This window comes from Rhodococcus sp. P4_F3_2 (genome assembly GCF_056401335.1).
Genome location: NZ_JBFUJN010000003.1, coordinates 215,835 through 237,663, shown reverse-complemented (window position 1 = coordinate 237,663; position 21,829 = coordinate 215,835). Strand labels below are relative to the sequence as shown.

Here is a 21,829-nt window from a genome sequence, read left to right as displayed (position 1 = left end):
GGTATTTGGTTTCGGTGGGTGTGGGGCCGGAGTCGTTGGTGGGTGTTGCGGTTCGTCGGTCGGTTGATTTGTTGGTTGCGGTTTACGGTGTGCTCAGGGCTGGTGGTGGGTATGTTCCGGTGGATCCGGATCAGCCTGCGGAGCGTAATGGGTATGTGTTGGCGGCGGCGTCGCCGGTGTGTGTGGTCAGTACTTCTGATGTTGGTTTCGATGCTGGTGTGGTGCCGGTGGTCGAGGTTGATGTTGTTGATGTGTCTGGTTTTTCGGGTGCGCCTGTGTTGGATGTGGATCGTGTTGCGCCGTTGCGGTCGGGGAATACGGCGTATGTGATTTTCACTTCGGGGTCGACGGGTCGGCCGAAGGGTGTGGCGGTCAGTCATCGCAGTGTGGTCAATCAGGTGTCGTGGTTGGCGGAGCGTTATGCGGTGTCGGGTTCTGATGTGGTGTTGTTCAAGACTCCGGTGACGTTCGATGTGTCGGTGTGGGAGTTGTTTGTTCCGTTGGCGGTGGGTGCTCGGTTGGTGGTGGCTACTCATGACGGTCATCGGGATCCGGGGTATTTGGCGTCGGTGGTGGCGGCGGAGTCGGTGTCGATGGTTTCGTTTGTGCCGTCGATGTTGGAGGTGTTCGTCGATCAGGTTGTCGACACGTCGGAGGCGACGATTTCGCGTCTCGGTGGTGCTGGGTTGGGTTCGTTGCGGGTGATTTTCGCGGCGGGTGAGGCGTTGCCGGCGTCGGTGGTGGGTCGGGTGTTGTCGGTGTTGCCGTCGGTTGAGGTTCATAATTTGTATGGTCCGACGGAGTTCACGGTGCATGCGACGGCGGCGGGTCCGCTCGATGGTGTGGGTGTGGTGGTGCCGATGGGTGCTGCGGTGTGGAATTCGTCGGTGTTGGTGTTGGATTCGCGGTTGCGTCCGGTGCCGGTGGGTGTTGCGGGTGAGTTGTATTTGTCGGGTGTGCAGGTCGCTCGTGGGTATTTCGGGCGGGTGGATTTGTCGGCGGAGCGGTTTGTGGCGAATCCGTTCGGTGGGGTGGGTTCGCGGATGTATCGCACGGGGGATGTGGTGCGGTGGATCGGTGTGTCGGGTGAGCTCGAGTATGTCGGTCGTAGTGATTTTCAGGTGAAGTTGCGTGGTCAGCGGATCGAGTTGGGGGAGATCGAGTCTGCGGTTCGGGATCAGGTGGGTGTGGGTTCTGTGGTGGTGGTGGTGTGGCGTGATCAGTTGGTTGCGTATGTCACTGCTGCGGTGGGGTCTTCGGTTGATGTTGATGTGGTGAAGGTGGGTGTGGGGGAGCGGTTGGCGTCGTATATGGTGCCGTCGCAGTTTGTGGTGTTGGATGCGTTGCCGTTGAATGCTTCGGGGAAGTTGGATCGGAAGTTGTTGCCGGAGCCGGTGTTCGAGGTTGCGGTGTTCCGAGCTCCCTCTACCGAAGCTGAACTACTTGTCGCAAGCGTCTTTTCGGAGATTCTCGGTGTCGAGGAAATCGGGGCGGACGATAGCTTCTTCGAGTTGGGTGGCAACTCATTGGTCGCAGCGAGGGTTGCAGCTCGGCTGAGCGCAGCAGTTTCCGTGGAGGTCCCACTGCGACTCATCTTCGCGACTTCGACGGTCAGCGAACTTGCAGAACGGATTGCGCTCGGAATTCGGGTGGGCTTCGATGCGAAAACCGATGATGCACTACGAACGCTTCTGCCGCTGAGAACGACAGGGAGCGATGTGCCGTTGTTCTGTGTTCATCCACTCGTTGGACTGGCGTGGCCTTTTGCACCGTTGGCGGCAGTTGTGGACCGTTCGATTCCGCTCTATGGGTTGCAGAGCCCAGTTCTGACTGATGAGGCATTCCAGGGACGATCCCTTGACGATTACGCAGATCGCTACGTGGACGAGATCACCCGGGTTCAGCAGTCAGGCCCGTACCGAATTCTCGGTTGGTCGCTCGGCGCGATCATCGCTCAAGCGGTTGCGGCGAAGATGGAGGAGCGAGGCGAGATCGTTGAGGCGTTGATCTTGCTGGACGGTTCGCCGGAGACACGCGACGAATCAGAGCATGCTGTCCAGGTGCGCGCTGAGTTGGCTGCAATAGGGATTGTCTTCGGCGAGAACGAAAGTCTCGATGAATTGTCGGTCGAGAGGTCAGCAGAGATCTTGGCGGCTGTCGACGGAGAGAGAATCGGACTCGATGCGTCTGCGATCAAACGGTTGCTCACAAGCATTGCGATTTCGGCGAAGCTGATCAACGCCCATCGGCCGCAGTCGGTCGGGGGGCCGATCACTTTCGTGAGTTCGTTGGATCGTTCGGGCGCGAAGCAAGCCGACAAGGTTTGGGGTCCGTACGCGCACGGAGGACTGACGGATGAATTGGTCGACGTTCACCACCTGGAAATGATGTCTCCTGAAGGCGTTCGCGCTATCGGGCTGATTATTGAGCGTGTGTTGCGCGGTGGCGCCGCTGATTGATCAGCCGGCGCATACGAGCCTGGTCGGGCGATGGCCAGGCTCGTATGTTTCGCTCTTCCCGACTGGCCGTGTAGGAGGTCATGTTCGCCCGTGACAGCACACGCTTGTCGATCGGAGGTTGTCGAGTGTGCGATTTCAACTTCTGCGGCGACCTTCGCGACGTCTGAGTCAGCTATGCGCAGGGGATCGGCGTGAATTCCGGATCGAGCGCGGATTTTACGAGGTCCAACGAATGCGCATCACGGACCAGACCCGCATGCGAGGCAGTGTTGCCTGGGCAGCCATCCTGGACCCAGATGTTGTTGACAACAGAATTGGGGCCTGCGGTAAGGAACGAAGCTTCCGGAGGGGTTGAAATCTGGTCGTGAGCGGTCGCGATCACGGTATACGTAACTCCCGGTTGGGTTTCCGAGCCCGCATTGAGCTCAGCCAACAGTGGTGTCCCTTGAAGTTGTTGAACACCGGCTGGTCCCCAGATCGCCTGAACCAAGAGGTCTCCGGGAAGTCCCATATCTGACAGTTGTTTAGCGTTCGCTTGCAAGCCGCCGAAGGTCGTGCCGTGGTTGGTAGCGCCGAGGGTGACCAGAGAATGGACGGCGTTTTTCGACGGATCTTCCGGAGTCGAACCACCGTCGAACTTCAGGTACTGGCGAGCGACGACTCCCCCTTGGGAGTGGCCTACGAGATCCACCTGGCTTGCACCCGTAGAACGGCGAACTGAATCAACGAAGGTTGCAAGCTCTTTCGCTGAAGTCGCAATGTCCCTGATACCCCATTGGAGAGCATTGGGATTGAAGATTTCCCGTGCGCCTCCATAATTGAGTGCAAATACGCAATAGCCGAGATCAGCAAGTTGCGGGGAAAGTTCAGCCCATGTATCAACCATGTTCGCGGTTGTTCCGTGGATGAGAACTACCGGACGAGGATGCTCGGCGCTCGGAACGCAATTCCAGTTGTTCGAACCGGCCGGCGATGGACCCATAGTGGCGAAACCGGGGCTGGGCTCATGATCATCCGCTAGGGCGCTGACGGAGGTGCCTGACAGCAGGAAGCAAGTTCCCAGTACGACCAGCATGATCCGAATGAACCGCACCGCTACATTCCTCCCATGATGCTAAACGGTGCCTCGCGCTGGAGTTGAAGCCAGCACGAGGCACTTGAATCAGACGCCCAGAGACTGTGCGATGAATGGCCAGGACTTGTGTAGATCGTCCTGCCAGTAGCCCCATGAATGGGTACCTGTTGGACGGAAATCCACTACTGCCGGAATATTCAGTTCGAAGAGCCGCTTCGCCATGTTGGAGGTACACAGATTGGTTGCAAGCTCGATCGGGCTGCCGACAACGATCTGGTCGAACATCGCAGCGCGACCGTCCTGGATGCGCGGATTTGCAGGGGTGTCATTGGGGAAACCGGGGAGCCCGCTGCCGGTGCTCATGTAAATCTGTGTGCCACGCAGCTTCTCAGCGTTCACAAGCGGGTCGTGTTCCCGCCAACCGGGGCCGTCGAACGGACCCCACATGTTCTGTACGTCGTCAACGCCGCCGATCCACTCCGTGGTGGTCTTGACGAACTGCTGGCCAAGCGGATCGCTGGTCTGGGCACATCCGCTGAATGCGGCAACGGAGTTGTAAAAGCCTGGGTACTCGATCGCCAGGTTGAGCACAGAAGTGCCCGACATCGAGATTGCGGCAATGGACTGTTCGCCATTGCTGCCAAGTTGCTTGTTCAGCAACGGAGGGAGCTCCTTACCCAGAAAAGTGCTCCACATGTTCTTACCAAGTTTCGGGTCTTCCTTCTCCCAGTCGGTGTAGTACGACAGGCGGCCACCAACTGGCGTCGCGACGTTGACGTTCTTGTCCTGGAAGAAGTCGACGACGTCGGTCTGGTACTCCCAAGTAGCCGAATCTTGTCCACCACCGGCGCCGTTGAGCAGGTACAGGATGGGACGGGGTGCGGAGTCATCGGCAGGAGTGATGACCTGAATTGGAACAACGCGGTCCATCGACGCCGCGTATACATTCACGATCTTTTGGCGATCGTTCACTTGCTCGACTGAGACGACGTAAGAACCACTCGTGACGGACTCCACCGAATCTCCGCCGCCCTGGTGAGCGACAGGTGACGCAGTTGCGATACCGGCCGGAACCAGAGCGCACACCATCGTCACCGCGGCGACACCGGTAGCGCGCCTCCACATGGACTGCCTTGTACGCGTCAAGTTAGATACCTCTCGTTGCGTGGCACGGGTACATCGATGCTCATCCCTGGTGCCACTTGTTTCTCGAATTGTGAAGTCGGTTTGCGGTCTGTATTCGTTACGACATCGCCGCGGCGCGTCGGTATCCCCGAATCGCTGGGTAGACGAAGACGAGAATCATGCCGAAGGACCAGAGCAGCGTCTTGACGAGGGGTTCCGCCACAGGACCCCCTAGCGACAGCCCTCTCATCGTGTCGATCGCGACGGACATCGGTTGCTCTGCCACCACCGGTTGAAGCCACTTCGGGTAGGCCATCACAGGGACGAAGCCGGAATTGAAGAACATCAACAGTGTGCACGAGATGGATACGATTTCGACGAGCGGCAAGTTGTCGGAAACCGTGGCCAGGGCCGTCACCATCATGGCAAAACCGACGCCGAAAATGACGGGCAACGCCAAGATCGCAAAGGCCGCGAGCGGGCCCTGATTGAATCGGAACCCCAACAGGTAGCCGACGCCGAGAATCACGATTGACGTGAGGAGAACTCGGACTGCTTCTGCGATCATGCGTCCGACGAGGCCAGAGGCGCGGTGCGCAGGCAACGTCCAGAATCGACTCAGTAGTCCGGACGCGCGTTCACCTTTGAGACCGACCGCACTTGCAATCGACCCGAACATTGCGCCGACGAGGATGATCAGTGGAACGGTCCCGAAAATACTCGACTGGCCGGTTGCTGCCGTAATCGAATTGCCCAATACGACCCGGAACATCAGCAGCATGAATGCTGGGTAAATGAGGGCCTGAATAGCGGTCGATGGATCGCGCAGCCAGGTGAGCAACAGGCGTTTGGCCTGAATTCCACTGTGAACGACCAGCGCCTTGAACGAGTTCTCGGGGAGCGCATTGTCTGGGTAAGGGAAGTTGAACCCCTCGACCGGGCGGACTACAGCCATGAATCGATCTGTCGGCTCGCTCATGACCGCCTCATACTTGCCCAGAACGCGAGTGGCGCGAACACGACGATCAAGCCGATAGTCCAGGCAACGACGGGAAAGAGGACGCTCCAGGTGACCCCGCCTTGCGCAAGATCACGCATGGCGAATGAAAACTGCGATACCGGTTGATTGCGTACAAACGGCCGAATCCATTCGGGAAAGCCAGTCTCGGGCGCAAAACCGCAGGACAACATCCCCAGAATCAACTGTGGCAATGTCAGCGCTTGACTGGTGGCCTGCGGGCTCTTCGACAGTGAGCCGATCGCATCACCGGCGAAGGACAAGCAGGTGCTGAACGCCAAGGCGACCGCGCAAAACAGGACGGCCTGTCCGATTCCTGCTGAGAATCGAAAACCGATCAAGTGGCCGAACGCCAATGCGGCAGCAAGCGAGACTGTTGATCTGACGAACCCACTGGATTGACGGGACAGCAGCGGAATCGGGCCGACGACGGGCATGGTTTTCATCCGGTTGCTGAATCCGGTGATTGATTCGGTTGACGACATCTGAGCAGCCGAGATCGATGTGAATGCCATGGCTTGCAGCACGATGATCGGCATCAAGAACTGCGCGTAGTTGATCCCTTGAAGTTGCATGACGAACTTCAGAGGAAGGTAGAACCCGATCGTGAAAATCAGCGGTGCTATGACTGCAACGAGCAGTTCATAGCGCTTCACCATCGATTTGACGGTGCGTGCCGTCAACACCCACCACTGATTGATCGCTGACGGGTGTGGTCGGCGGTGCTTGCCAACGCTCAAGGCGTCAGGGACTGCAATCTTGCTGCGCGTGTCTCCACGGACAGCCACCTGATCGACCCCGAATTTGGTTGTTGTCGTCACTTTGTCCCACTTACATGCTGCTCGCCAGTGAGTGCGAGGAAGACATCATCGAGTGACGGGCGGCGAAGTGCGATGTCGGCAAGCGGTATCCGAGCATGATCGAGACGGCGCAGTGCTTCAGAGAGCGTTCCGGCGCCGACGGGCGCGGGGATAGCGATTCGGCCGCTCTCTTGTGCCAGGTCGAAGCGGAAGTCTCGGGGCACCAGATTTCCTAGAGCGTGGACCGCGTGGGCCAACTGCTTGAGGTCTGAAGGCACGATCTCGCAAAAGCTCGCGCCAGTCCGAGCCTTCAGTTGATCAGCAGTCCCCTCAGCGATAACCGCGCCTTTGTCGATGACGATGATGTTGTCGCTCAGGAGATCCGCTTCCTCGAGATACTGGGTGGTCAGGAGCACCGTGATGCCCTGCTCCTTCAAAGATTGAACCAGTGACCAGACACTCTGACGGCTTCGCGGATCGAGGCCGGTCGTCGGTTCATCGAGGAAAACCACCTCGGGGCGAACGACGAGCCCACAGGCGATGTCGATCCGTCGACGCATACCTCCCGAATAGTTCCGGACAACGCGAGATCCTGCCTCGACGAGGTCGAACTGCGAGAGTAAATCGGCGGCGCGTACCTTGGCCGACATCCTGTCGAGTCCCATCAAGCGGCCGAACAGTTCGATGTTCTCGCGGCCGGTGAGAGAATCGTCCAGGGCGGCGAACTGCCCGGTCATCATGATGGAGCGTCGAACCTCTGGAGCGTTGCGCACGACGTCGTAGCCGGCCACCATCGCGCGTCCACTGGTGGGACGAATGAGCGTGGAGAGGACCTTCACCGTCGTTGTCTTGCCTGCGCCGTTGGGACCTAAGATGCCGAGCACTGTCCCACGTGGGGCGGTGAAGTTGATCCCTCGCAGCGCGTGCACGTTCTTGAAGGACTTGTGTACGTCCTCCACTAGTACCGCTGCGTCCGTGGAAAAGGGCATCAACACTCCGCTGTCTGCATTGTCGGAACGGGCACGCGCTCCCGACGGGCGCACAGATGCCTTCTGTCTTCTATCCGTGATCTCCGCTCAGATGTTACCGGAGGGTCAAACCGACACTCGGGCAATCGGACGCGTGAGAGGGGGTATTTGGCTCCTGCCAGCAACTCTCACCTTCGATTTCACCTTGTGGCAAGAATCACAAATATTCTTTGTAACGTAAAGATCTCCTCTAATTGAACGAATGACCAAATGGATTTTCAACGCATCTGCGCAGGTGGGTATTCGGTTGCGCGGACCGGAGGTCTTTGATTTGACCGGTGACGAAAGTCCCCCGATTCCTTCCGGTTGGTCCTCTGGGCCCGCTGCTCAATGTCTTGTGGGGAGATTCGCGATACCGTTGGGAAATGGCGAACGCGACGTTGTCGGTGGTTGTTCCGGCTTTTAATGAATCTGAATACATCGAAACGTGCATCGAAGCGCTCATTGCTCAAGGTGAATATGTCGACGAAATCATCGTCGTTGACAATAATTCCTCGGACAACACTTCCGAGTTGATCAAGAAGTATCAAAGTAGTTGTCCCAAGGTTCGGCTTCTCAAAGAATCCCGACCCGGGGTGGTGCATGCGAGAAACAAAGGGTTTGACGCGGCTAGTGGAGAAATTATCGGACGTATCGACGCGGATACGATCGTGGGGGAAAACTGGGCCGTTGCGGTTCACGAATTCTTCGAGCGTCGCGACGATTTCTCGGGCGTAACTGGCCTGACTTACCTTTATGAATCTCCGATCGCCGGCCTTCAGCGCCGATGGACGAATTGGCGACTCGGTCGCGGGGCCCAGGGGGCAGTTCGGCCCGTTGTTGCAGTTCCAGGCAGTAACATGGCGATGCGTCGGTCGGCTTGGTTGGCCGTTAGGGATGCGGTCAGCGATCGAACCGACATTCACGAGGATATCGATCTATCCCTCTGCATGGCGCATGTTCGTTGCGCAGTGGGACAGATCTCGAGCATGGCCGCAAAGGTTTCGGGTAGGCGTGGAGTTAGTTCGCCGCGCGTGTATGCACGATATAATCGAGCATCGAAGAAAACCCTCGAGCATCATGGTGTATCGAATTGGAAGTTAACATTCTTGATCGCAGCGGACAGTATTCTGCATGCAATCTTGTGGCCTCTTTATCGAATGTATGACAAGAATTCCGGACAACTCTCTTCTCGGGTCTTGGGTCGGAGGCAGCGGGCGCGGGATCTTCCCGTCTTTTCTTGATAAATCCGTCCGGTATTTATTCGAGAATGCTCGTGTTTAGCTGAATAATCGGGAGTGCCCGATAATTGCGGACAATTACTGGTTCGGGTTCGTTGCGAACTATTTCTTTTATTGCACGGGATTAACTGGCGGAATATTTTTCCGCTGCGATTGTTACTTCCGGTGCAACTTGTAGCTTTTGGACCAGGGACGTTATTCCACTGTAGTCCTGCACGAACAGTTCGTTGCGCGGTTCCAATGCGACATCATCGAGCATCTTCCGTCCTCCAGGTATGGCTTCAATTTCCATGATTGCTCGCCACGCGCCGAAGTCGGTCCCGCTGAACGCACGCATCGCGTCCTCGAAACCTTCCAATAAATAGCTGCGATCTCCACGATCCAGGGAATCCCAGACCAACACGGCTAGTTCCCCGGCAATCGAGGCATGGCAGTACTCGTCGCGAGCGTGCAACCGGATCGTCGCGCGGTTGATCGACTGCACGCCCGGGTCATCCGAGATCAGGTCGAGGTATGCGGTGATCGACACCTCGGCGACGGTCATGAACGCCAACTGTGTCAGGGCGATCTTGCGAGGCCCCTCGGCTGCGTCGAGGGCTTGCGCCCGCGTGCGGACCGTCAGGACGTCTGGCAGTGCCTTCGACGGAAGCGCCCAGCCCCTGCCTCGACGGGTCGCTGAACTGGCATTGAAGTGCATGAGCGTGTGATATTGCTCGTCGACCATCGCCTGATTGACGGCCACTGCAGCCCAATCTCCGAGTCCGACGCCGAGTCGGTCTTCGGCGAGAACGTCGAAGCCGGGATTGACGACGTACTTCTCGATGTCCATGACGTTCTTGTTGAACGCGATCCATGCCCAGGCTTGCAGGCGTTGCTTCTGCTCGGGACTCAATGCCAGGTAGGTCGGATGCTCCGCGAACGGGAGAAGTGCTTCGGGGTAGTCGGACAACGACGAATCGAAGAGATCGTCCAGTTCCGGCTCCGCCTTCTTCACGGTTGCCCGGCGCGCCCAATTGCTCGCAAGCCGACTGACGATTGCACTCTCGACCGGATCCGAGGCGTCGTACTCCGGGAGGCTGGGCGGACTCACTCCAGGTCTCATCGTTCCCTACTCTCTGTGCCCTTCGGCAATGCGATCGAACAAGCTCTGGCACTCCGCGTTCAATTCGCCGGAGTGATCGTCGAGCGCTGCCTCGGCGGATTTCATCAGCGTCATGAAGTCGCCGAGCGTCTCGGCCGCCGTGTCCACCTGTGAGGTGGCATCGAACAGTGCTTTTCGTGTCGCACCTGCATACGGATTGCCCGCTTGTACGTCCCAGTACACCTCCGGTTCGCCGCCGGCTATCCGCGCCAGGAGCGCGAGCAAGGTCCGATGCGGGGGAGGGGCGACCGCGAGGAGTTCGTCCGCAGAAACTCCGAGTTCGGCCAGGGCAACGCCGAAAGCCAGCACCGACGCGTGTGTCAGAACCTGGGTAGCCGCGGCCAACCGGTCGTGACGATCGGCGTCCATCACCGCGACCGACGCTCCCCACGAGCGCACGACGTCGAGGAATCTGGCGGACTGCGGACCGTCGACGTACGGCACTGCGATGACGGCCCGACCGCGTGGGCCGAGCGACGGACGGAACATGGGGTTGAGTCCGAGGAACTCCCCTTCTCGGCCGGCGTCGGCGATTGCTGCGTCCATCCGCGATTTGACCGACAGCGTGTCCACAACGAGAGCACCGGATGTTCGAAGGCTCGGTAGTGCGGCTAGAGCGACCTGTTCGGGAACGGCGAGCACGATGACGCTCGAGGACTCCACGTGTGCGAGGACCCGGTCACTGGGTTTCGTGATGTCTCCGACGACTACATCTCCGTCAGGACCGCTGCCTGCTGGGTCGACGACGGTGACCGTCGCCCCCCCGGCGCGAAGCAGTTCGACGAACATGGATCCGACGGCACCCAGCCCGCCGACAACCGTCGCTGTGCCTGATGCCGCCGTCATGGCTGGATCTACCCGCCGTACTCGAGGACCCGCGAGGACACCGCATCGAGTGCACGGAGCAGAGTGGACGCCTTGACCGTTGTCTCGTCGAATTCTTCTTCCGGGTCGGACAACGCTGTAATGGCACCACCGATTCCGAAGGTCACGCCGCTCTCGGTGCAGACCAGCGACCGGATCACGATCGAGAGGTCTGCGGCGCCACCGAGGGCGAAGTACCCGATCGATCCCGAGTAGACCCCACGTGGGCCGGATTCGAGGCGGTCGATGATCTCCATCGTTCGTACCTTCGGAGCACCTGTCATCGATCCGCCGGGGAACGCGGCGCGGACACAGTCCACCGCCGACGACCCCGGGCTCAGATGTCCACGCACCGTCGACACCATTTGGTGAACGGACGAGTACGACTCGATCGCGAACAGCCTCGGAACGTGGACACTTCCCGGAACGCAGACCTTGGTGAGGTCGTTGCGAGTGAGGTCCACGATCATCAGGTTCTCGGCGCGGTCCTTCTCGCTGTCGAGCAGGTCCTGCCGTAGCGCAGCATCACGCGCTCGGGTGACGCCGCGCGGACGGGTCCCTTTGATCGGCTTGGACTCGACGTTGCCGTCCGAGTCGACACGAAGGAACCGCTCAGGCGAGGCCGAGACCACCGAGATGCCGGTGAAGTCGAGAAGTGCGCTGTACGGCGTCGGATTGATCGAGCGCAGATACTCGAACGCCTGCTGTGCATCGATCGTCTCGTCGACGCTCGCCATGTTGGTCAGACACACCTCGTAGGACTCACCTGCCCGGATCTCCGAGAGGGCCGTTCCGATCAACGACAGGTACTGATCGCGATCATGCCGAAGGCGAGCCTGCGTCCAGACGGTGTCGCTGATCAGCGGAACCGGGGTGCGTTCCGGAAGGTCCGCGCCGATCCGCGCCAAGGTGTCGACGGTCGATTCGAGCCAATCGTCATAGCCGGCGTCCCGGACTTTCTCGCGCAACCTCAAAACGTGAGTGCGGCCGACGGTGTGATCGATGACGACGGCGCGATCGGCAAACACCAGAGCGGCATCAGGAGTGGGTGCCGGATGGACTGCCCTTCCTCCGGTCTGTGCTTTCAGTTCGTAGCCGAGGTAGCCCACGTAGCCGAGGTTGAAGTCGAGTTCCGGATGCGAGGGCACGAAGCGCGTCGCGAGTTGTGCGTGCAAGTAATCGAAGAACGGAACTCGAATGTGCTCGTCGGACAAGCCTTTTCGGCTGACAGTCAGTACCTCGGCTTGCGCGTCGTACGTGATGAACTCGGCCAGCGGCCCCGACGAATCGCCGAGAATCGAAAAGCGCGCACTCGGCTCTGCGGTTGCCGCGCGGTCCAGCCAGAACGCGTTCGGGCCGTCGGCGAACAGTGCTGCATAGGCCGCAGACGGGTCCACTGCAAAATCGAGAGTCACGTCGTCGACGTCGTAGTTGATCGCCGGCCGCAGGTCGGGTGTTTGCGAAGTCGGTTCGGGTCGGATCACCGAATCCAGAGTGCGTCCGACGGACAGATCGCGGAAGTTCGCGAGCAAATCTATGCCGAACTCGGTACTGATGGACTCCGGATGGAACTGAACGCCCCACATCGGCTTGGTCCGGTGCCGGACACCCATGAGCAGTCCGTCGGACGTCCACGCGGTGCGAACGAAGGCGTTCGGCAGATTCTCGACGGTCAACGAGTGGTAGCGAACAGCTCGGAACGGCGACGGAAGTCCGGCAAAGATGCCCGAGCCGTCGTGATCGATCAGCGAAATTCGGCCGTGCATCGGTACGGGCGCAACGACCACGTCCGCGCCGAACAACTCGCACAGGCCCTGGTGGCCGAGACAGACACCGAGAAGTGGGAGAGGCGCTTCTTCGATGAAACGGCGGCTGATTCCGAAATCACGGTCGCGATCCGGCCGGCCGGGACCTGGGGAGATGACCACGTTGTCGTATGACGCGAGATCGATGGAATCCCAATCCGCGTCGTTGCGGACCACGGTCGGCACAACCCCGTTGACCTCGGTCAACAGGGTGAACAGGTTGTAGGTGAACGAGTCGTAATTGTCCACCAGAAGGGTGCGGGAACTCATGTCGATGATCCTGATCTCGGTCCGACGGATTCCCGAACAGTGTCCTCCTCCTCAACAGGTGCGTTGATCACCAGGTCTTCGAGTCGACAGGTCTCGGCAATCATCAGCTCGTACAGGGCGTTGAAGAAGTCGGGGGAGAGGTCGTGTCTACGGGCGAATTCACGCGCCCGCTCCTGCACGAGGCGGACGCGGCCGGGTTGCATCATCGGAACCTCGCGGGAGCGCTTCCACTCGCCGATGCGTAGGCAGAGTTCCAGCCGCTGCCGCACCGTCTCGAGAAGTAGAGCGTCGATGGCGTCGAGGTCGCGCCGGAAGCTGTCCAATCCCTCGGCCTCGTCCGGATACGACGAGGTCTGCGTGCCTGCTTCGGAACTCGTTGTGGTCAAGAACTCTTCCACGAGGCCTCCCGGTGCTCGGCGTGACGCGAGGTCGACAATGTGGTGCCCGGAACGCAACCCACCTCCGGACACCGGCACCCCGACCGACCATCGCCGTTCGGGGAGGTGTTCCACGATCGTCATTCGCCGAAACCTGCGGTGGTGCCTAATTCTGCGAAACCTGTTTGGCGGTCGAATCAGGTTGCGATGCAGGCGGGTTCGTGAGTGCCTACTTCGGGGAGACCCAGGTGGTGATTTCGGCGTGGACTACTTCCTTGCCGCCCCGGTCGAAGATCGAGATGGGAACGAGAAGTTCCGTGCCACTCTCGATCGCCGCGAAGTCCGGCAAAGTCTCGAGTCGGGCGACCGCCCGCAGGCCGGTCTCGGCCTTGGCGAGGTAGTCGACCTTCATGGACTTGGGGATCCAGCGATGCGAGTTCGGAACCGTCGCTTCGCTCAGCATGCCCATTGCGACCTCCGCGAGATTGCATGCTGCGATGGCGTGAAAAGTGCCGAGATGGTTGTGGACGCCCCACCATTTGGGGGAGCGGACCTCGCACAGGCCCGGTTCCAACTTGGTCACCCGGGGGAGAACGGAGGCGAAGTAGGGCACGCGAATGGACATCGCCGCCGAGAAAACTGCATGTCCGAGGGCGTTGTCCGGCAATTTCTGCCATCCGCGATAGGTGGGGCTGGAAGTAGTCATCGGACTATCTTACTTCTGAGTAAGGTTGTTGTCGCGCAGCTCACTCGGAAAGGCTGGTTCGGGGGAGTTGAGGAATCGGGCTAGGTACGGCATACTGGTCGGGTTGCCTTGTCCGGGACGCGGTCGTTTGCGGCCGTGATCGGGTAAGGGTAAGACGTCACAGACGATCGATCGCAGATCCCGTCAGGGTAATCGGGTCAACGACTGTGACCATGCAAGACATGCAAGACGAGAAGTAATGCAGGACGGAAGCAGTACCTACTTTGTGTTCGACATCGAACACGTCCGGTACGCATCACGCGCCAGATGATCGAAAGATTGTCCGGCGCAGGATGAGTGAGAAGGCGACACGCCCGACCGCGTGTACCGGAGAACAATGACAAACGAACAGCGGCAGCAGATCCTGATCTGATCCGATGCTCGGTTTACCGCTAACACGGTCTTCCGAACTTTCGGACTTGGTCCCGATCGCTTCAGTGTTCGTCGTGTCATCGTCCAGGCAAGGACTGTGCAGACGAGGTAGCTCGAGCCTGACCAGGCGGGCTACGAAACGCGGCAAGAAAAGGACACTAAGCGTGGCGGGACAAAAGATCCGCATCAGGCTCAAGGCCTACGACCACGAGGCGATCGACGCGTCAGCGCGCAAGATCGTCGAGACGGTAACCCGTACGGGTGCCCGCGTCGTTGGACCTGTGCCGTTGCCGACCGAGAAGAACGTATATTGCGTCATCCGCTCGCCGCACAAGTACAAGGACTCGCGCGAGCACTTCGAGATGCGTACTCACAAGCGGCTGATCGACATTCTCGACCCGACGCCGAAGACGGTTGACGCGCTCATGCGCATCGACCTTCCGGCCAGTGTCGACGTGAACATTCAGTGACGGCGGAGACAAAAACAATGACTGATACCAAGATCAAGGGAATCCTGGGCACCAAGCTCGGCATGACCCAGGTCTTCGACGAGAACAACCGGGTTGTCCCGGTCACCGTCGTGAAGGCTGGGCCGAACGTCGTAACCCAGATCCGTACCGAAGAGCGTGACGGCTACAGCGCCGTTCAGCTCGCGTTCGGCGCCATCGACCCGCGCAAGGTGAACAAGCCGACTTCCGGCCAGTTCACCAAGGCTGGTGTGACCCCGCGTCGCCACGTAGTGGAGCTCCGCGTTGCGGACACCTCCGACTACGAGGTCGGCCAGGAGCTCACCGCCGAGGTCTTCGAGGACGGCGCATACGTCGACGTCACCGGAACCAGCAAGGGCAAGGGCTTCGCCGGAACCATGAAGCGTCACGGCTTCAAGGGACAGGGCGCGTCGCACGGTACCCAGGCTGTTCACCGCCGCCCGGGCTCCATCGGTGGCTGTGCAACTCCCGGCCGCGTGTTCAAGGGCATGCGCATGTCCGGACGCATGGGTAGCGACCGCATCACGACGCAGAACCTCTCGGTCCACAAGGTGGATGCCGAGAACGGCCTGCTGCTGATCAAGGGTGCGATCCCCGGCCGCAAGGGCGGCCTCGTGATCGTCAAGAGTGCAGTGAAGGGTGGTGCACGGGCATGACCAGCACCGAGACCAAGTTGACCCTGGACGTCAAGGTCGCCGGCGGCAAGACCAACGGCACCGTCGATCTCCCCGCTGAGATCTTCGACGCTCCGGCCAACATCGCGCTTCTCCATCAGGTTGTCGTCGCGCAGCTCGCAGCTGCTCGTCAGGGAACCCACTCCACCAAGACCCGCGGCGACGTCCGCGGCGGTGGCAAGAAGCCGTACCGCCAGAAGGGCACCGGCCGCGCACGCCAGGGCTCGACTCGCGCACCGCAGTTCGTCGGCGGCGGAACCGTTCACGGCCCGCAGCCGCGTGACTACAGCCAGCGCACCCCCAAGAAGATGAAGGCAGCCGCTCTTCGCGGAGCTCTCTCTGACCGCGCACGCAACGAGCGCATCCACGTCATCACCGAACTGGTTGCAGGGCAGACGCCTTCGACCAAGGGCGCAATCGCGTTCCTCGGCGAGATTTCGGATCGCAAGAAGCTGCTGCTCGTCGTGGGTCGCCAGGATGTAGCCGCTTGGAAGAGCGTGCAGAACCTGGAAGGCGTGCATCCCATTGCACCCGACCAGCTCAACACCTACGACGTGCTCAATGCAGACGATGTCGTGTTCAGCGTCGAGGCACTCAACGCGTTCATCCACGGGCCCGCAGAGAGCGCTCAGAACAAGGAGGACGCCAAGTGAGCACCATCGCTGACCCCCGCGACATCCTGCTCGCTCCGGTCATCTCCGAGAAGTCCTACGGACTGATCGAGGAAGGCACCTACACCTTCCTGGTGCACCCGGACTCGAACAAGACGCAGATCAAGATTGCCGTCGAGAAGGTCTTCGGCGTCAAGGTGACCAGCGTCAACACCGCCAACCGTCAGGGCAAGCGTAAGCGGACCCGATTCGGTTACGGCAAGCGCAAGGACACCAAGCGCGCGCTCGTGACCCTGTCCGCTGACAGCAAGCCCATCGAGATCTTCGGAGGACCGGTCGCGTAAGCGCCGGGACTTGACGAGACATAGAGGACGAGAAGACTCATGGCAATCCGTAAGTACAAGCCGACAACACCGGGCCGTCGTGGCTCGAGCGTCTCGGACTTCGCCGAGATCACTCGGTCGACCCCCGAGAAGTCGCTGGTTCGCCCGCTGCACGGTCGCGGTGGACGTAACGCACACGGTCGTATCACCACCCGTCACAAGGGTGGCGGACACAAGCGTGCATACCGACTGATCGATTTCCGTCGCAACGACAAGGACGGCATCCCGGCAAAGGTCGCTCACATCGAGTACGACCCCAACCGCACAGCAAACATCGCACTCCTGCATTACGCAGACGGTGAGAAGCGCTACATCATCGCCCCCAAGGGCCTGGTGCAGGGTTCACCGGTCGAGTCCGGTGCAGGCGCCGACATCAAGCCGGGCAACAACCTGCCGCTGCGCAACATCCCGACTGGTACCACCATCCACGGTGTGGAACTGCGTCCCGGCGGCGGAGCCAAGATGGCTCGTTCCGCAGGCGCCAGCATCCAGCTCCTCGGTAAGGAAGGCAGCTACGCCACGCTGCGTATGCCTTCCGGTGAAATCCGTCGCGTCGACGTGCGCTGCCGCGCATCCGTCGGCGAGGTCGGCAACGCCGAGCAGTCGAACATCAACTGGGGCAAGGCCGGCCGTATGCGTTGGAAGGGCAAGCGCCCGACCGTTCGTGGTGTCGTTATGAACCCGGTCGACCACCCGCACGGTGGCGGCGAGGGCAAGACCTCAGGTGGACGCCACCCGGTCAGCCCGTGGGGTAAGCCTGAAGGCCGTACCCGCAAGAACAAGGCAAGCGACAAGATGATCGTCCGTCGCCGCCGCACCGGCAAGAACAAGCGCTAGGAGGGAGTGAAGGATGCCACGCAGCCTTAAGAAGGGCCCGTTCGTCGATGACCACCTCCTCGCGAAGGTGGATGTACAGAACGAAAAGGGAACCAAGCAGGTCATCAAGACCTGGTCCCGTCGTTCGACAATCATCCCGGACTTCATCGGCCACACGTTTGCAGTTCACGACGGCCGCAAGCACGTCCCCGTGTTCGTTTCCGACTCCATGGTCGGACACAAGCTCGGAGAGTTTGCACCGACCCGCACGTTCAAGGGTCACATCAAGGATGATCGGAAGGCGAAGAGGCGATGAGCAACACCGAAACCGCCAACCCGACTGCCAAGGCTGTAGCGAAGCACGTTCGCGTTACGCCGATGAAGGCACGTCGAGTTGTGGACCTGGTCCGCGGGCGCTCGGTTGAAGACGCCCTGAACATCCTGAAGTTCGCGCCGCAGGCAGCGAGCGAGCCGGTCGCCAAGGTGATCGCCTCCGCAGCAGCCAACGCCGAGAACAACCTCGACCTCGACCCCAGCACGCTTGTCGTTGCTACGGCGTTCGTGGACGAGGGCGCGACCCTCAAGCGGTTCCAGCCGCGTGCACAGGGACGTGCGTTCCGTATTCGCAAGCGCACCAGTCACATCACCGTGATCGTGGAGAGCCTGCCGAAGACCGGAACATCGACCCGTAATCGCCGGAAGGGAAGTGCTCAGTAGTGGGCCAGAAAATCAACCCGCACGGCTTCCGTCTCGGCATCACCACCGACTGGAAGTCTCGCTGGTACGCAGACAAGCAGTACGCGGAGTACGTCAAGGAAGACGTCGCGATCCGTAAGCTCCTCGCCACCGGCATGGAGCGCGCAGGAATCGCGAAGGTCGAAATCGAGCGCACCCGTGACCGTGTTCGCGTGGACATCCACACTGCACGTCCGGGCATCGTCATCGGCCGCCGCGGCGCCGAAGCCGATCGCATCCGCTCCGAGCTCGAGAAGCTGACCGGCAAGCAGGTTCAGCTGAACATCCTCGAGGTCAAGAACGCAGAAGCTGAAGCACAGCTCGTCGCACAGGGTGTGGCCGAGCAGCTCTCGAACCGCGTTGCCTTCCGTCGTGCAATGCGCAAGGCCATCCAGTCGGCCATGCGTCAGCCCAACGTCAAGGGAATCCGCGTTCAGTGCTCCGGTCGTCTCGGCGGCGCCGAGATGTCCCGGTCGGAGTTCTACCGCGAAGGCCGTGTGCCGCTGCACACGCTTCGTGCGGACATCGACTACGGCCTCTACGAGGCCAAGACCACCTTCGGTCGCATCGGCGTCAAGGTCTGGATCTACAAGGGCGACATCGTCGGTGGCAAGCGTGAGCTCGCCGCCAACACGGCCGCACCGGCCGGGGATCGCCCGCGTCGTGAGCGTCCGAGCCGTCCGCGTCGTTCCGGTGCCACCGGTACCACTGCGACCAGCACCGAGGCCGGCCGCGCAGCGACCGCAACCGCCGATGCTCCCGCAACTGAACAGAATCAGGAGGGCTGACGCATGTTGATCCCACGGCGGGTCAAGCACCGCAAGCAGCACCACCCGAGCCGTTCGGGTGCCGCCAAGGGCGGTACCCAGGTGACCTTCGGTGACTACGGCATCCAGGCTCTCGAGCCTGCCTACATCACCAACCGGCAGATCGAGTCCGCTCGTATCGCCATGACTCGGCACATCAAGCGTGGCGGCAAGATCTGGATCAACATCTTCCCGGATCGCCCCCTCACGAAGAAGCCGGCCGAAACCCGAATGGGTTCCGGTAAGGGTTCGCCCGAGTGGTGGATTGCCAACGTCAAGCCCGGACGCGTTCTGTTCGAGATGACATACCCCAACGAGGAGATTGCTCGTGAGGCCCTGCGCCGCGCGATGCACAAGCTCCCGTGCAAGTGCCGGATCGTGACCAGAGAGGAGCAGTTCTGATGGCTACTGGAACCCCAGCAGCAGAGCTCCGCGAGCTCAGTGAAGACGAGCTGGTCACCCGGCTCCGTGAGTCGAAGGAAGAGCTTTTCAACCTTCGTTTCCAGATGGCTACCGGCCAGATGGACAACAACCGACGACTGCGCACCGTTCGTCACGAGATCGCGCGCATCTACACCGTCCTGCGTGAGCGTGAGCTCGGACTCGCTGTGGGTCCGGATGCAGGTGACGCGGCATGAGTGAGGAAAAAGCAGTGAGCACAGAAGAGCGCGCGAGCCGTAAGGTCCGTGTCGGATACGTCGTGTCCGACAAGATGGAAAAGACGATCGTGGTCGAGCTCGAAGACCGCGTCAAGCACAAGCTCTACGGCAAGATCATCCGCCGTACGACCAAGGTGAAGGCGCACGACGAGAACGGCGTTGCCGGCGTCGGCGACCGCGTTCAGCTGATGGAAACCCGTCCGCTGTCCGCGACGAAGCACTGGCGTCTGGTCGAGGTCCTCGAAAAGGCCAAGTAAGCCTGATCGAATCCTCGAGCTGATCGAGTATCACCGAATGGCCCGCTTCCCCTTGGGGGAGTGGGCCATTCGGCTTTCCGGGGGCTTTCCGGGGGCTTTCGGGGCTTTCCGGGCGAAGGGTTCGAGTTGCGTCGAGTACGGCTGATTTGGTATTCGGTGAACCCTTCCCTACAATAGAACGGTTGCCTGTGGCAGAGGTGTGTCTTCACGTGCGCAGCTCGAACGGTGCTTGCAGTGATCGTCTCCCGACGTCAGTCGGTGGGACTGCAGCTCAGACACGACGCAGGTGGCAACAATGACCGCGCGCACCGGGTCGGTAATCCGTTGCGCACGAAATTCCAGGTCTAGGGAGATCAAGTGATTCAGCAGGAGTCGCGAGTTCGCGTCGCTGATAACACGGGTGCCAAGGAAATCCTTTGCATCCGCGTTCTCGGCGGTTCGTCACGTCGCTACGCCGGGATCGGTGACGTCATCGTCGCCACCGTCAAGGACGCAATCCCCGGTGGAAACATCAAGAAGGGTGAGGTCGTCAAGGCCGTCATCGTTCGCACGACCAAGGAGCGCCGTCGTCCGGACGGTTCCTACATCAAGTTCGACGAGAACGCTGCAGTGCTCATCAAGGCTGACAGTGATCCCCGTGGAACCCGCATCTTCGGACCCGTCGGCCGTGAGCTGCGCGAGAAGAAGTTCATGAAGATCGTTTCGCTTGCCCCGGAGGTGCTGTGATGAAGGTGCACAAGGGTGACACCGTTCTGGTCATCGCCGGCAAGGACAAGGGCGCGAAGGGCAAGGTCATTCAGGCCTACCCCGCGACCGACAAGGTCCTCGTCGAAGGCGTGAACCGAATCAAGAAGCACACCGCGGTTTCCGCGAACGAGCGCGGAGCATCCTCCGGCGGCATCGTCACGCAGGAAGCCCCGATCCACGTTTCCAACGTTGCAGTCGTCGACTCGGACGGAAACCCCACCCGCGTGGGCTACCGCACCGACGAAGAGTCCGGCAAGCGCGTTCGGATTTCCCGGAAGAACGGGAAGGACATCTGACATGACCTCCACCGAAAACAAGGTCCAGCCGCGCCTCAAGGCACGCTACCGCGCTGAGATCAAGGACGCGCTCAACAGCGAGTTCGACTACTCGAACGTCATGCAGATCCCCGGCGTGGTCAAGGTTGTCGTCAACATGGGCGTCGGCGACGCTGCCCGTGACGCCAAGCTGATCAACGGCGCTGTCCATGACCTGTCGCTGATCACGGGCCAGAAGCCCGAGATCCGCAAGGCACGTAAGTCCATCGCGCAGTTCAAGCTCCGCGAAGGTATGCCCATCGGCGCACGCGTCACCCTCCGTGGTGACCGCATGTGGGAGTTCCTGGACCGCCTCGTGTCTGTCGCTCTGCCCCGTATCCGCGACTTCCGCGGTCTCTCGGGCAACCAGTTCGACGGCAACGGCAACTACACGTTCGGCCTCAACGAGCAGTCGATGTTCCACGAGATCGACGTGGACAAGATCGATCGCCCCCGCGGTATGGACATCACCGTCGTGACCACCGCAACCAACAACGAAGAAGGCCGTGCACTGCTCAAGCACCTCGGCTTCCCGTTCAAGGAGAACTGAGCGCATGGCTAAGAAGGCATTGGTCAACAAGGCCAACAAGAAGCCCAAGTTCGCGGTTCGCGCCTACACCCGCTGCCAGCGGTGCGGTCGCCCGCACTCGGTGTTCCGCAAGTTCGGCTTCCTTTGGAACCCACGTCCATTCGTGGTTTCCATCGAGTTGTGTATCGCGCCGATCCTGAAAAGAACTGTCGCGCTGCGACTCTGGTTGAAAGCGATCATCGTTCGTCGATGTCGTTCTTCGGTGACGAACGAGCAGTTCAGATTTCGGGGTGCGTCGATACCTTCCCGATCAGCGACCTTCGGGTGGCGGTGGGGGAGCCGACGTGGCATCCCGGTGGACACCTGCGCCAAAGTTCCCTACACTAGAGCGGTTGCCGTGGCTGACGCATGCGTTCAGCTCGGTGCGGTAACTTACGCCGTCTGACACAAGTCGGACGGCCCAGCCGAATTGCTGGAGGCCCACGATCGGATTCGTCCGGTGTTGCATGGG

Annotated in this window: 26 protein-coding genes and 1 pseudogene; 17 read left to right on the top strand and 10 right to left on the bottom strand. The window is 60.5% G+C overall.

The features are described from left to right. The coding region (locus AC1DWA_RS05185; RefSeq protein WP_477916496.1) for an amino acid adenylation domain-containing protein at window positions 1–2,459 on the top strand (2,459 nt) is incomplete at its 5' end. Between the two features lie 172 nt (window positions 2,460–2,631). On the opposite strand, the gene AC1DWA_RS05180 is transcribed toward AC1DWA_RS05185, so the two are convergent. The 5 genes from AC1DWA_RS05180 to AC1DWA_RS05160 form a co-directional block, all read right to left on the bottom strand. Continuing rightward, complete coding sequence (locus tag AC1DWA_RS05180; protein ID WP_046378249.1) at window positions 2,632–3,534, bottom strand: esterase/lipase family protein; 903 nt, start codon at window positions 3,532–3,534, stop codon at window positions 2,632–2,634. 87 nt (window positions 3,535–3,621) lie between these two features. After that, window positions 3,622–4,659 (bottom strand): alpha/beta hydrolase, encoded by a 1,038-nt coding sequence (locus AC1DWA_RS05175; protein ID WP_020906886.1) that lies wholly within the window; start codon window positions 4,657–4,659, stop codon window positions 3,622–3,624. Window positions 4,660–4,777: 118 nt separating this feature from the next. Beyond that, on the bottom strand, window positions 4,778–5,638 hold the full coding sequence (locus AC1DWA_RS05170; RefSeq protein ID WP_029254908.1) for an ABC transporter permease: 861 nt from the start codon (window positions 5,636–5,638) through the stop codon (window positions 4,778–4,780). Beyond that, window positions 5,635–6,498 (bottom strand): ABC transporter permease, encoded by an 864-nt coding sequence (locus AC1DWA_RS05165; RefSeq protein ID WP_477846112.1) that lies wholly within the window; start codon window positions 6,496–6,498, stop codon window positions 5,635–5,637. Before AC1DWA_RS05165 ends, AC1DWA_RS05170 begins: the two co-directional genes overlap by 4 nt. Continuing rightward, complete coding sequence (locus tag AC1DWA_RS05160) at window positions 6,495–7,466, bottom strand: ATP-binding cassette domain-containing protein (protein ID WP_029254910.1); 972 nt, start codon at window positions 7,464–7,466, stop codon at window positions 6,495–6,497. The genes AC1DWA_RS05165 and AC1DWA_RS05160 overlap by 4 nt, the downstream gene beginning before the upstream one ends. A 404-nt stretch (window positions 7,467–7,870) precedes the next feature. On the opposite strand from AC1DWA_RS05160, the gene AC1DWA_RS05155 reads away from it, so the two are divergent. After that, window positions 7,871–8,728: a glycosyltransferase family 2 protein gene (locus AC1DWA_RS05155; protein WP_020906890.1), complete on the top strand. Its 858-nt coding sequence runs from the start codon at window positions 7,871–7,873 to the stop codon at window positions 8,726–8,728. A gap of 121 nt (window positions 8,729–8,849) precedes the next feature. Here AC1DWA_RS05155 and AC1DWA_RS05150 read toward each other — a convergent pair whose 3' ends face one another. The 5 genes from AC1DWA_RS05150 to AC1DWA_RS05130 all read right to left on the bottom strand — a co-directional run bounded on the left by AC1DWA_RS05150 (window position 8,850) and on the right by AC1DWA_RS05130 (window position 13,888). Further along, window positions 8,850–9,827, bottom strand: a complete 978-nt coding sequence (locus AC1DWA_RS05150) for a diiron oxygenase (protein WP_070386150.1) — start codon at window positions 9,825–9,827, stop codon at window positions 8,850–8,852. 6 nt (window positions 9,828–9,833) lie between these two features. After that, complete coding sequence (locus AC1DWA_RS05145) at window positions 9,834–10,712, bottom strand: prephenate dehydrogenase dimerization domain-containing protein (protein ID WP_477846111.1); 879 nt, start codon at window positions 10,710–10,712, stop codon at window positions 9,834–9,836. An 8-nt stretch (window positions 10,713–10,720) separates the two neighbouring features. Next, window positions 10,721–12,805 carry an aminodeoxychorismate synthase component I gene (gene pabB, locus AC1DWA_RS05140; RefSeq protein ID WP_477846110.1) on the bottom strand — a complete coding sequence of 695 codons (2,085 nt, stop codon included), beginning with the start codon at window positions 12,803–12,805 and terminating at the stop codon, window positions 10,721–10,723. After that, the gene (locus tag AC1DWA_RS05135) at window positions 12,802–13,326 is read right to left on the bottom strand and encodes a chorismate mutase family protein (RefSeq protein ID WP_019747551.1); all 525 of its coding nucleotides are present in this window, start codon (window positions 13,324–13,326) and stop codon (window positions 12,802–12,804) included. The genes pabB and AC1DWA_RS05135 overlap by 4 nt, the downstream gene beginning before the upstream one ends. 85 nt (window positions 13,327–13,411) lie before the next feature. Continuing rightward, window positions 13,412–13,888, bottom strand: a complete 477-nt coding sequence (locus AC1DWA_RS05130) for a hotdog fold domain-containing protein (protein WP_003940943.1) — start codon at window positions 13,886–13,888, stop codon at window positions 13,412–13,414. 575 nt (window positions 13,889–14,463) lie between these two features. On the opposite strand from AC1DWA_RS05130, the gene rpsJ reads away from it, so the two are divergent. From rpsJ to AC1DWA_RS05055, 15 genes and pseudogenes are all read left to right on the top strand, one after another. Next, on the top strand, window positions 14,464–14,769 hold the full coding sequence (gene rpsJ / locus AC1DWA_RS05125; protein ID WP_003938093.1) for a 30S ribosomal protein S10: 306 nt from the start codon (window positions 14,464–14,466) through the stop codon (window positions 14,767–14,769). Window positions 14,770–14,786: 17 nt separating this feature from the next. Next, window positions 14,787–15,443: a 50S ribosomal protein L3 gene (gene rplC / locus AC1DWA_RS05120; RefSeq protein ID WP_003940826.1), complete on the top strand. Its 657-nt coding sequence runs from the start codon at window positions 14,787–14,789 to the stop codon at window positions 15,441–15,443. Continuing rightward, complete coding sequence (gene rplD / locus AC1DWA_RS05115; protein ID WP_003940723.1) at window positions 15,440–16,114, top strand: 50S ribosomal protein L4; 675 nt, start codon at window positions 15,440–15,442, stop codon at window positions 16,112–16,114. The genes rplC and rplD overlap by 4 nt, the downstream gene beginning before the upstream one ends. Continuing rightward, window positions 16,111–16,416 (top strand): 50S ribosomal protein L23, encoded by a 306-nt coding sequence (rplW, locus tag AC1DWA_RS05110; RefSeq protein WP_003940990.1) that lies wholly within the window; start codon window positions 16,111–16,113, stop codon window positions 16,414–16,416. Before rplD ends, rplW begins: the two co-directional genes overlap by 4 nt. Before the next feature lie 39 nt (window positions 16,417–16,455). After that, complete coding sequence (rplB, locus tag AC1DWA_RS05105; protein ID WP_003940895.1) at window positions 16,456–17,292, top strand: 50S ribosomal protein L2; 837 nt, start codon at window positions 16,456–16,458, stop codon at window positions 17,290–17,292. Window positions 17,293–17,305: 13 nt separating this feature from the next. After that, window positions 17,306–17,587 carry a 30S ribosomal protein S19 gene (gene rpsS / locus AC1DWA_RS05100; protein ID WP_003940820.1) on the top strand — a complete coding sequence of 94 codons (282 nt, stop codon included), beginning with the start codon at window positions 17,306–17,308 and terminating at the stop codon, window positions 17,585–17,587. Beyond that, complete coding sequence (gene rplV / locus AC1DWA_RS05095) at window positions 17,584–17,988, top strand: 50S ribosomal protein L22 (protein ID WP_003940717.1); 405 nt, start codon at window positions 17,584–17,586, stop codon at window positions 17,986–17,988. Before rpsS ends, rplV begins: the two co-directional genes overlap by 4 nt. Continuing rightward, the gene (gene rpsC, locus AC1DWA_RS05090; RefSeq protein ID WP_003941003.1) at window positions 17,988–18,794 is read left to right on the top strand and encodes a 30S ribosomal protein S3; all 807 of its coding nucleotides are present in this window, start codon (window positions 17,988–17,990) and stop codon (window positions 18,792–18,794) included. The genes rplV and rpsC overlap by 1 nt, the downstream gene beginning before the upstream one ends. Before the next feature lie 3 nt (window positions 18,795–18,797). After that, window positions 18,798–19,214: a 50S ribosomal protein L16 gene (gene rplP, locus AC1DWA_RS05085; RefSeq protein WP_003940899.1), complete on the top strand. Its 417-nt coding sequence runs from the start codon at window positions 18,798–18,800 to the stop codon at window positions 19,212–19,214. After that, on the top strand, window positions 19,214–19,450 hold the full coding sequence (rpmC, locus tag AC1DWA_RS05080; protein ID WP_003940734.1) for a 50S ribosomal protein L29: 237 nt from the start codon (window positions 19,214–19,216) through the stop codon (window positions 19,448–19,450). The genes rplP and rpmC overlap by 1 nt, the downstream gene beginning before the upstream one ends. Next, window positions 19,447–19,728, top strand: coding sequence for a 30S ribosomal protein S17 (rpsQ, locus tag AC1DWA_RS05075; protein ID WP_003941020.1), 282 nt, complete (start codon window positions 19,447–19,449; stop codon window positions 19,726–19,728). The genes rpmC and rpsQ overlap by 4 nt, the downstream gene beginning before the upstream one ends. 357 nt (window positions 19,729–20,085) lie before the next feature. After that, entirely contained in the window at window positions 20,086–20,454 is a 369-nt protein-coding gene (gene rplN / locus AC1DWA_RS05070; RefSeq protein WP_003940951.1) for a 50S ribosomal protein L14, read from the top strand. Next, complete coding sequence (gene rplX, locus AC1DWA_RS05065) at window positions 20,454–20,771, top strand: 50S ribosomal protein L24 (RefSeq protein WP_003941019.1); 318 nt, start codon at window positions 20,454–20,456, stop codon at window positions 20,769–20,771. Before rplN ends, rplX begins: the two co-directional genes overlap by 1 nt. 1 nt (window position 20,772) lies before the next feature. After that, a complete protein-coding gene (gene rplE / locus AC1DWA_RS05060) occupies window positions 20,773–21,339 on the top strand; it encodes a 50S ribosomal protein L5 (RefSeq protein ID WP_003940924.1) in 567 nt (188 codons plus the stop codon). Window positions 21,340–21,343: 4 nt separating this feature from the next. Next, window positions 21,344–21,457: pseudogene (locus AC1DWA_RS05055) on the top strand (uS14 family ribosomal protein); the annotation flags it as partial. Window positions 21,458–21,829 lie beyond the last annotated feature (372 nt).

Excerpts from the sequence above, each read along its gene's own strand:
- AC1DWA_RS05130 (WP_003940943.1), bottom strand. The coding sequence starts at position 13,888 with ATGACTACTTCCAGCCCCACCTATCGCGGATGGCAGAAATTGCCGGAC.
- pabB (WP_477846110.1), bottom strand. The coding sequence starts at position 12,805 with ATGAGTTCCCGCACCCTTCTGGTGGACAATTACGACTCGTTCACCTAC.
- rplB (WP_003940895.1), top strand. The coding sequence starts at position 16,456 with ATGGCAATCCGTAAGTACAAGCCGACAACACCGGGCCGTCGTGGCTCG.
- rplD (WP_003940723.1), top strand. The coding sequence starts at position 15,440 with ATGACCAGCACCGAGACCAAGTTGACCCTGGACGTCAAGGTCGCCGGC.
- rpsQ (WP_003941020.1), top strand. The coding sequence starts at position 19,447 with ATGAGTGAGGAAAAAGCAGTGAGCACAGAAGAGCGCGCGAGCCGTAAG.
- rplX (WP_003941019.1), top strand. The coding sequence starts at position 20,454 with ATGAAGGTGCACAAGGGTGACACCGTTCTGGTCATCGCCGGCAAGGAC.
- rplV (WP_003940717.1), top strand. The coding sequence starts at position 17,584 with ATGAGCAACACCGAAACCGCCAACCCGACTGCCAAGGCTGTAGCGAAG.
- AC1DWA_RS05175 (WP_020906886.1), bottom strand. The coding sequence starts at position 4,659 with ATGTGGAGGCGCGCTACCGGTGTCGCCGCGGTGACGATGGTGTGCGCT.
- rpsS (WP_003940820.1), top strand. The coding sequence starts at position 17,306 with ATGCCACGCAGCCTTAAGAAGGGCCCGTTCGTCGATGACCACCTCCTC.
- rpmC (WP_003940734.1), top strand. The coding sequence starts at position 19,214 with ATGGCTACTGGAACCCCAGCAGCAGAGCTCCGCGAGCTCAGTGAAGAC.
- AC1DWA_RS05135 (WP_019747551.1), bottom strand. The coding sequence starts at position 13,326 with ATGACGATCGTGGAACACCTCCCCGAACGGCGATGGTCGGTCGGGGTG.
- AC1DWA_RS05155 (WP_020906890.1), top strand. The coding sequence starts at position 7,871 with ATGGCGAACGCGACGTTGTCGGTGGTTGTTCCGGCTTTTAATGAATCT.
- rplP (WP_003940899.1), top strand. The coding sequence starts at position 18,798 with ATGTTGATCCCACGGCGGGTCAAGCACCGCAAGCAGCACCACCCGAGC.
- AC1DWA_RS05150 (WP_070386150.1), bottom strand. The coding sequence starts at position 9,827 with ATGAGACCTGGAGTGAGTCCGCCCAGCCTCCCGGAGTACGACGCCTCG.
- AC1DWA_RS05145 (WP_477846111.1), bottom strand. The coding sequence starts at position 10,712 with ATGACGGCGGCATCAGGCACAGCGACGGTTGTCGGCGGGCTGGGTGCC.
- AC1DWA_RS05160 (WP_029254910.1), bottom strand. The coding sequence starts at position 7,466 with ATGCCCTTTTCCACGGACGCAGCGGTACTAGTGGAGGACGTACACAAG.
- AC1DWA_RS05170 (WP_029254908.1), bottom strand. The coding sequence starts at position 5,638 with ATGAGCGAGCCGACAGATCGATTCATGGCTGTAGTCCGCCCGGTCGAG.
- rplE (WP_003940924.1), top strand. The coding sequence starts at position 20,773 with ATGACCTCCACCGAAAACAAGGTCCAGCCGCGCCTCAAGGCACGCTAC.
- rplC (WP_003940826.1), top strand. The coding sequence starts at position 14,787 with ATGACTGATACCAAGATCAAGGGAATCCTGGGCACCAAGCTCGGCATG.
- AC1DWA_RS05180 (WP_046378249.1), bottom strand. The coding sequence starts at position 3,534 with ATGCTGGTCGTACTGGGAACTTGCTTCCTGCTGTCAGGCACCTCCGTC.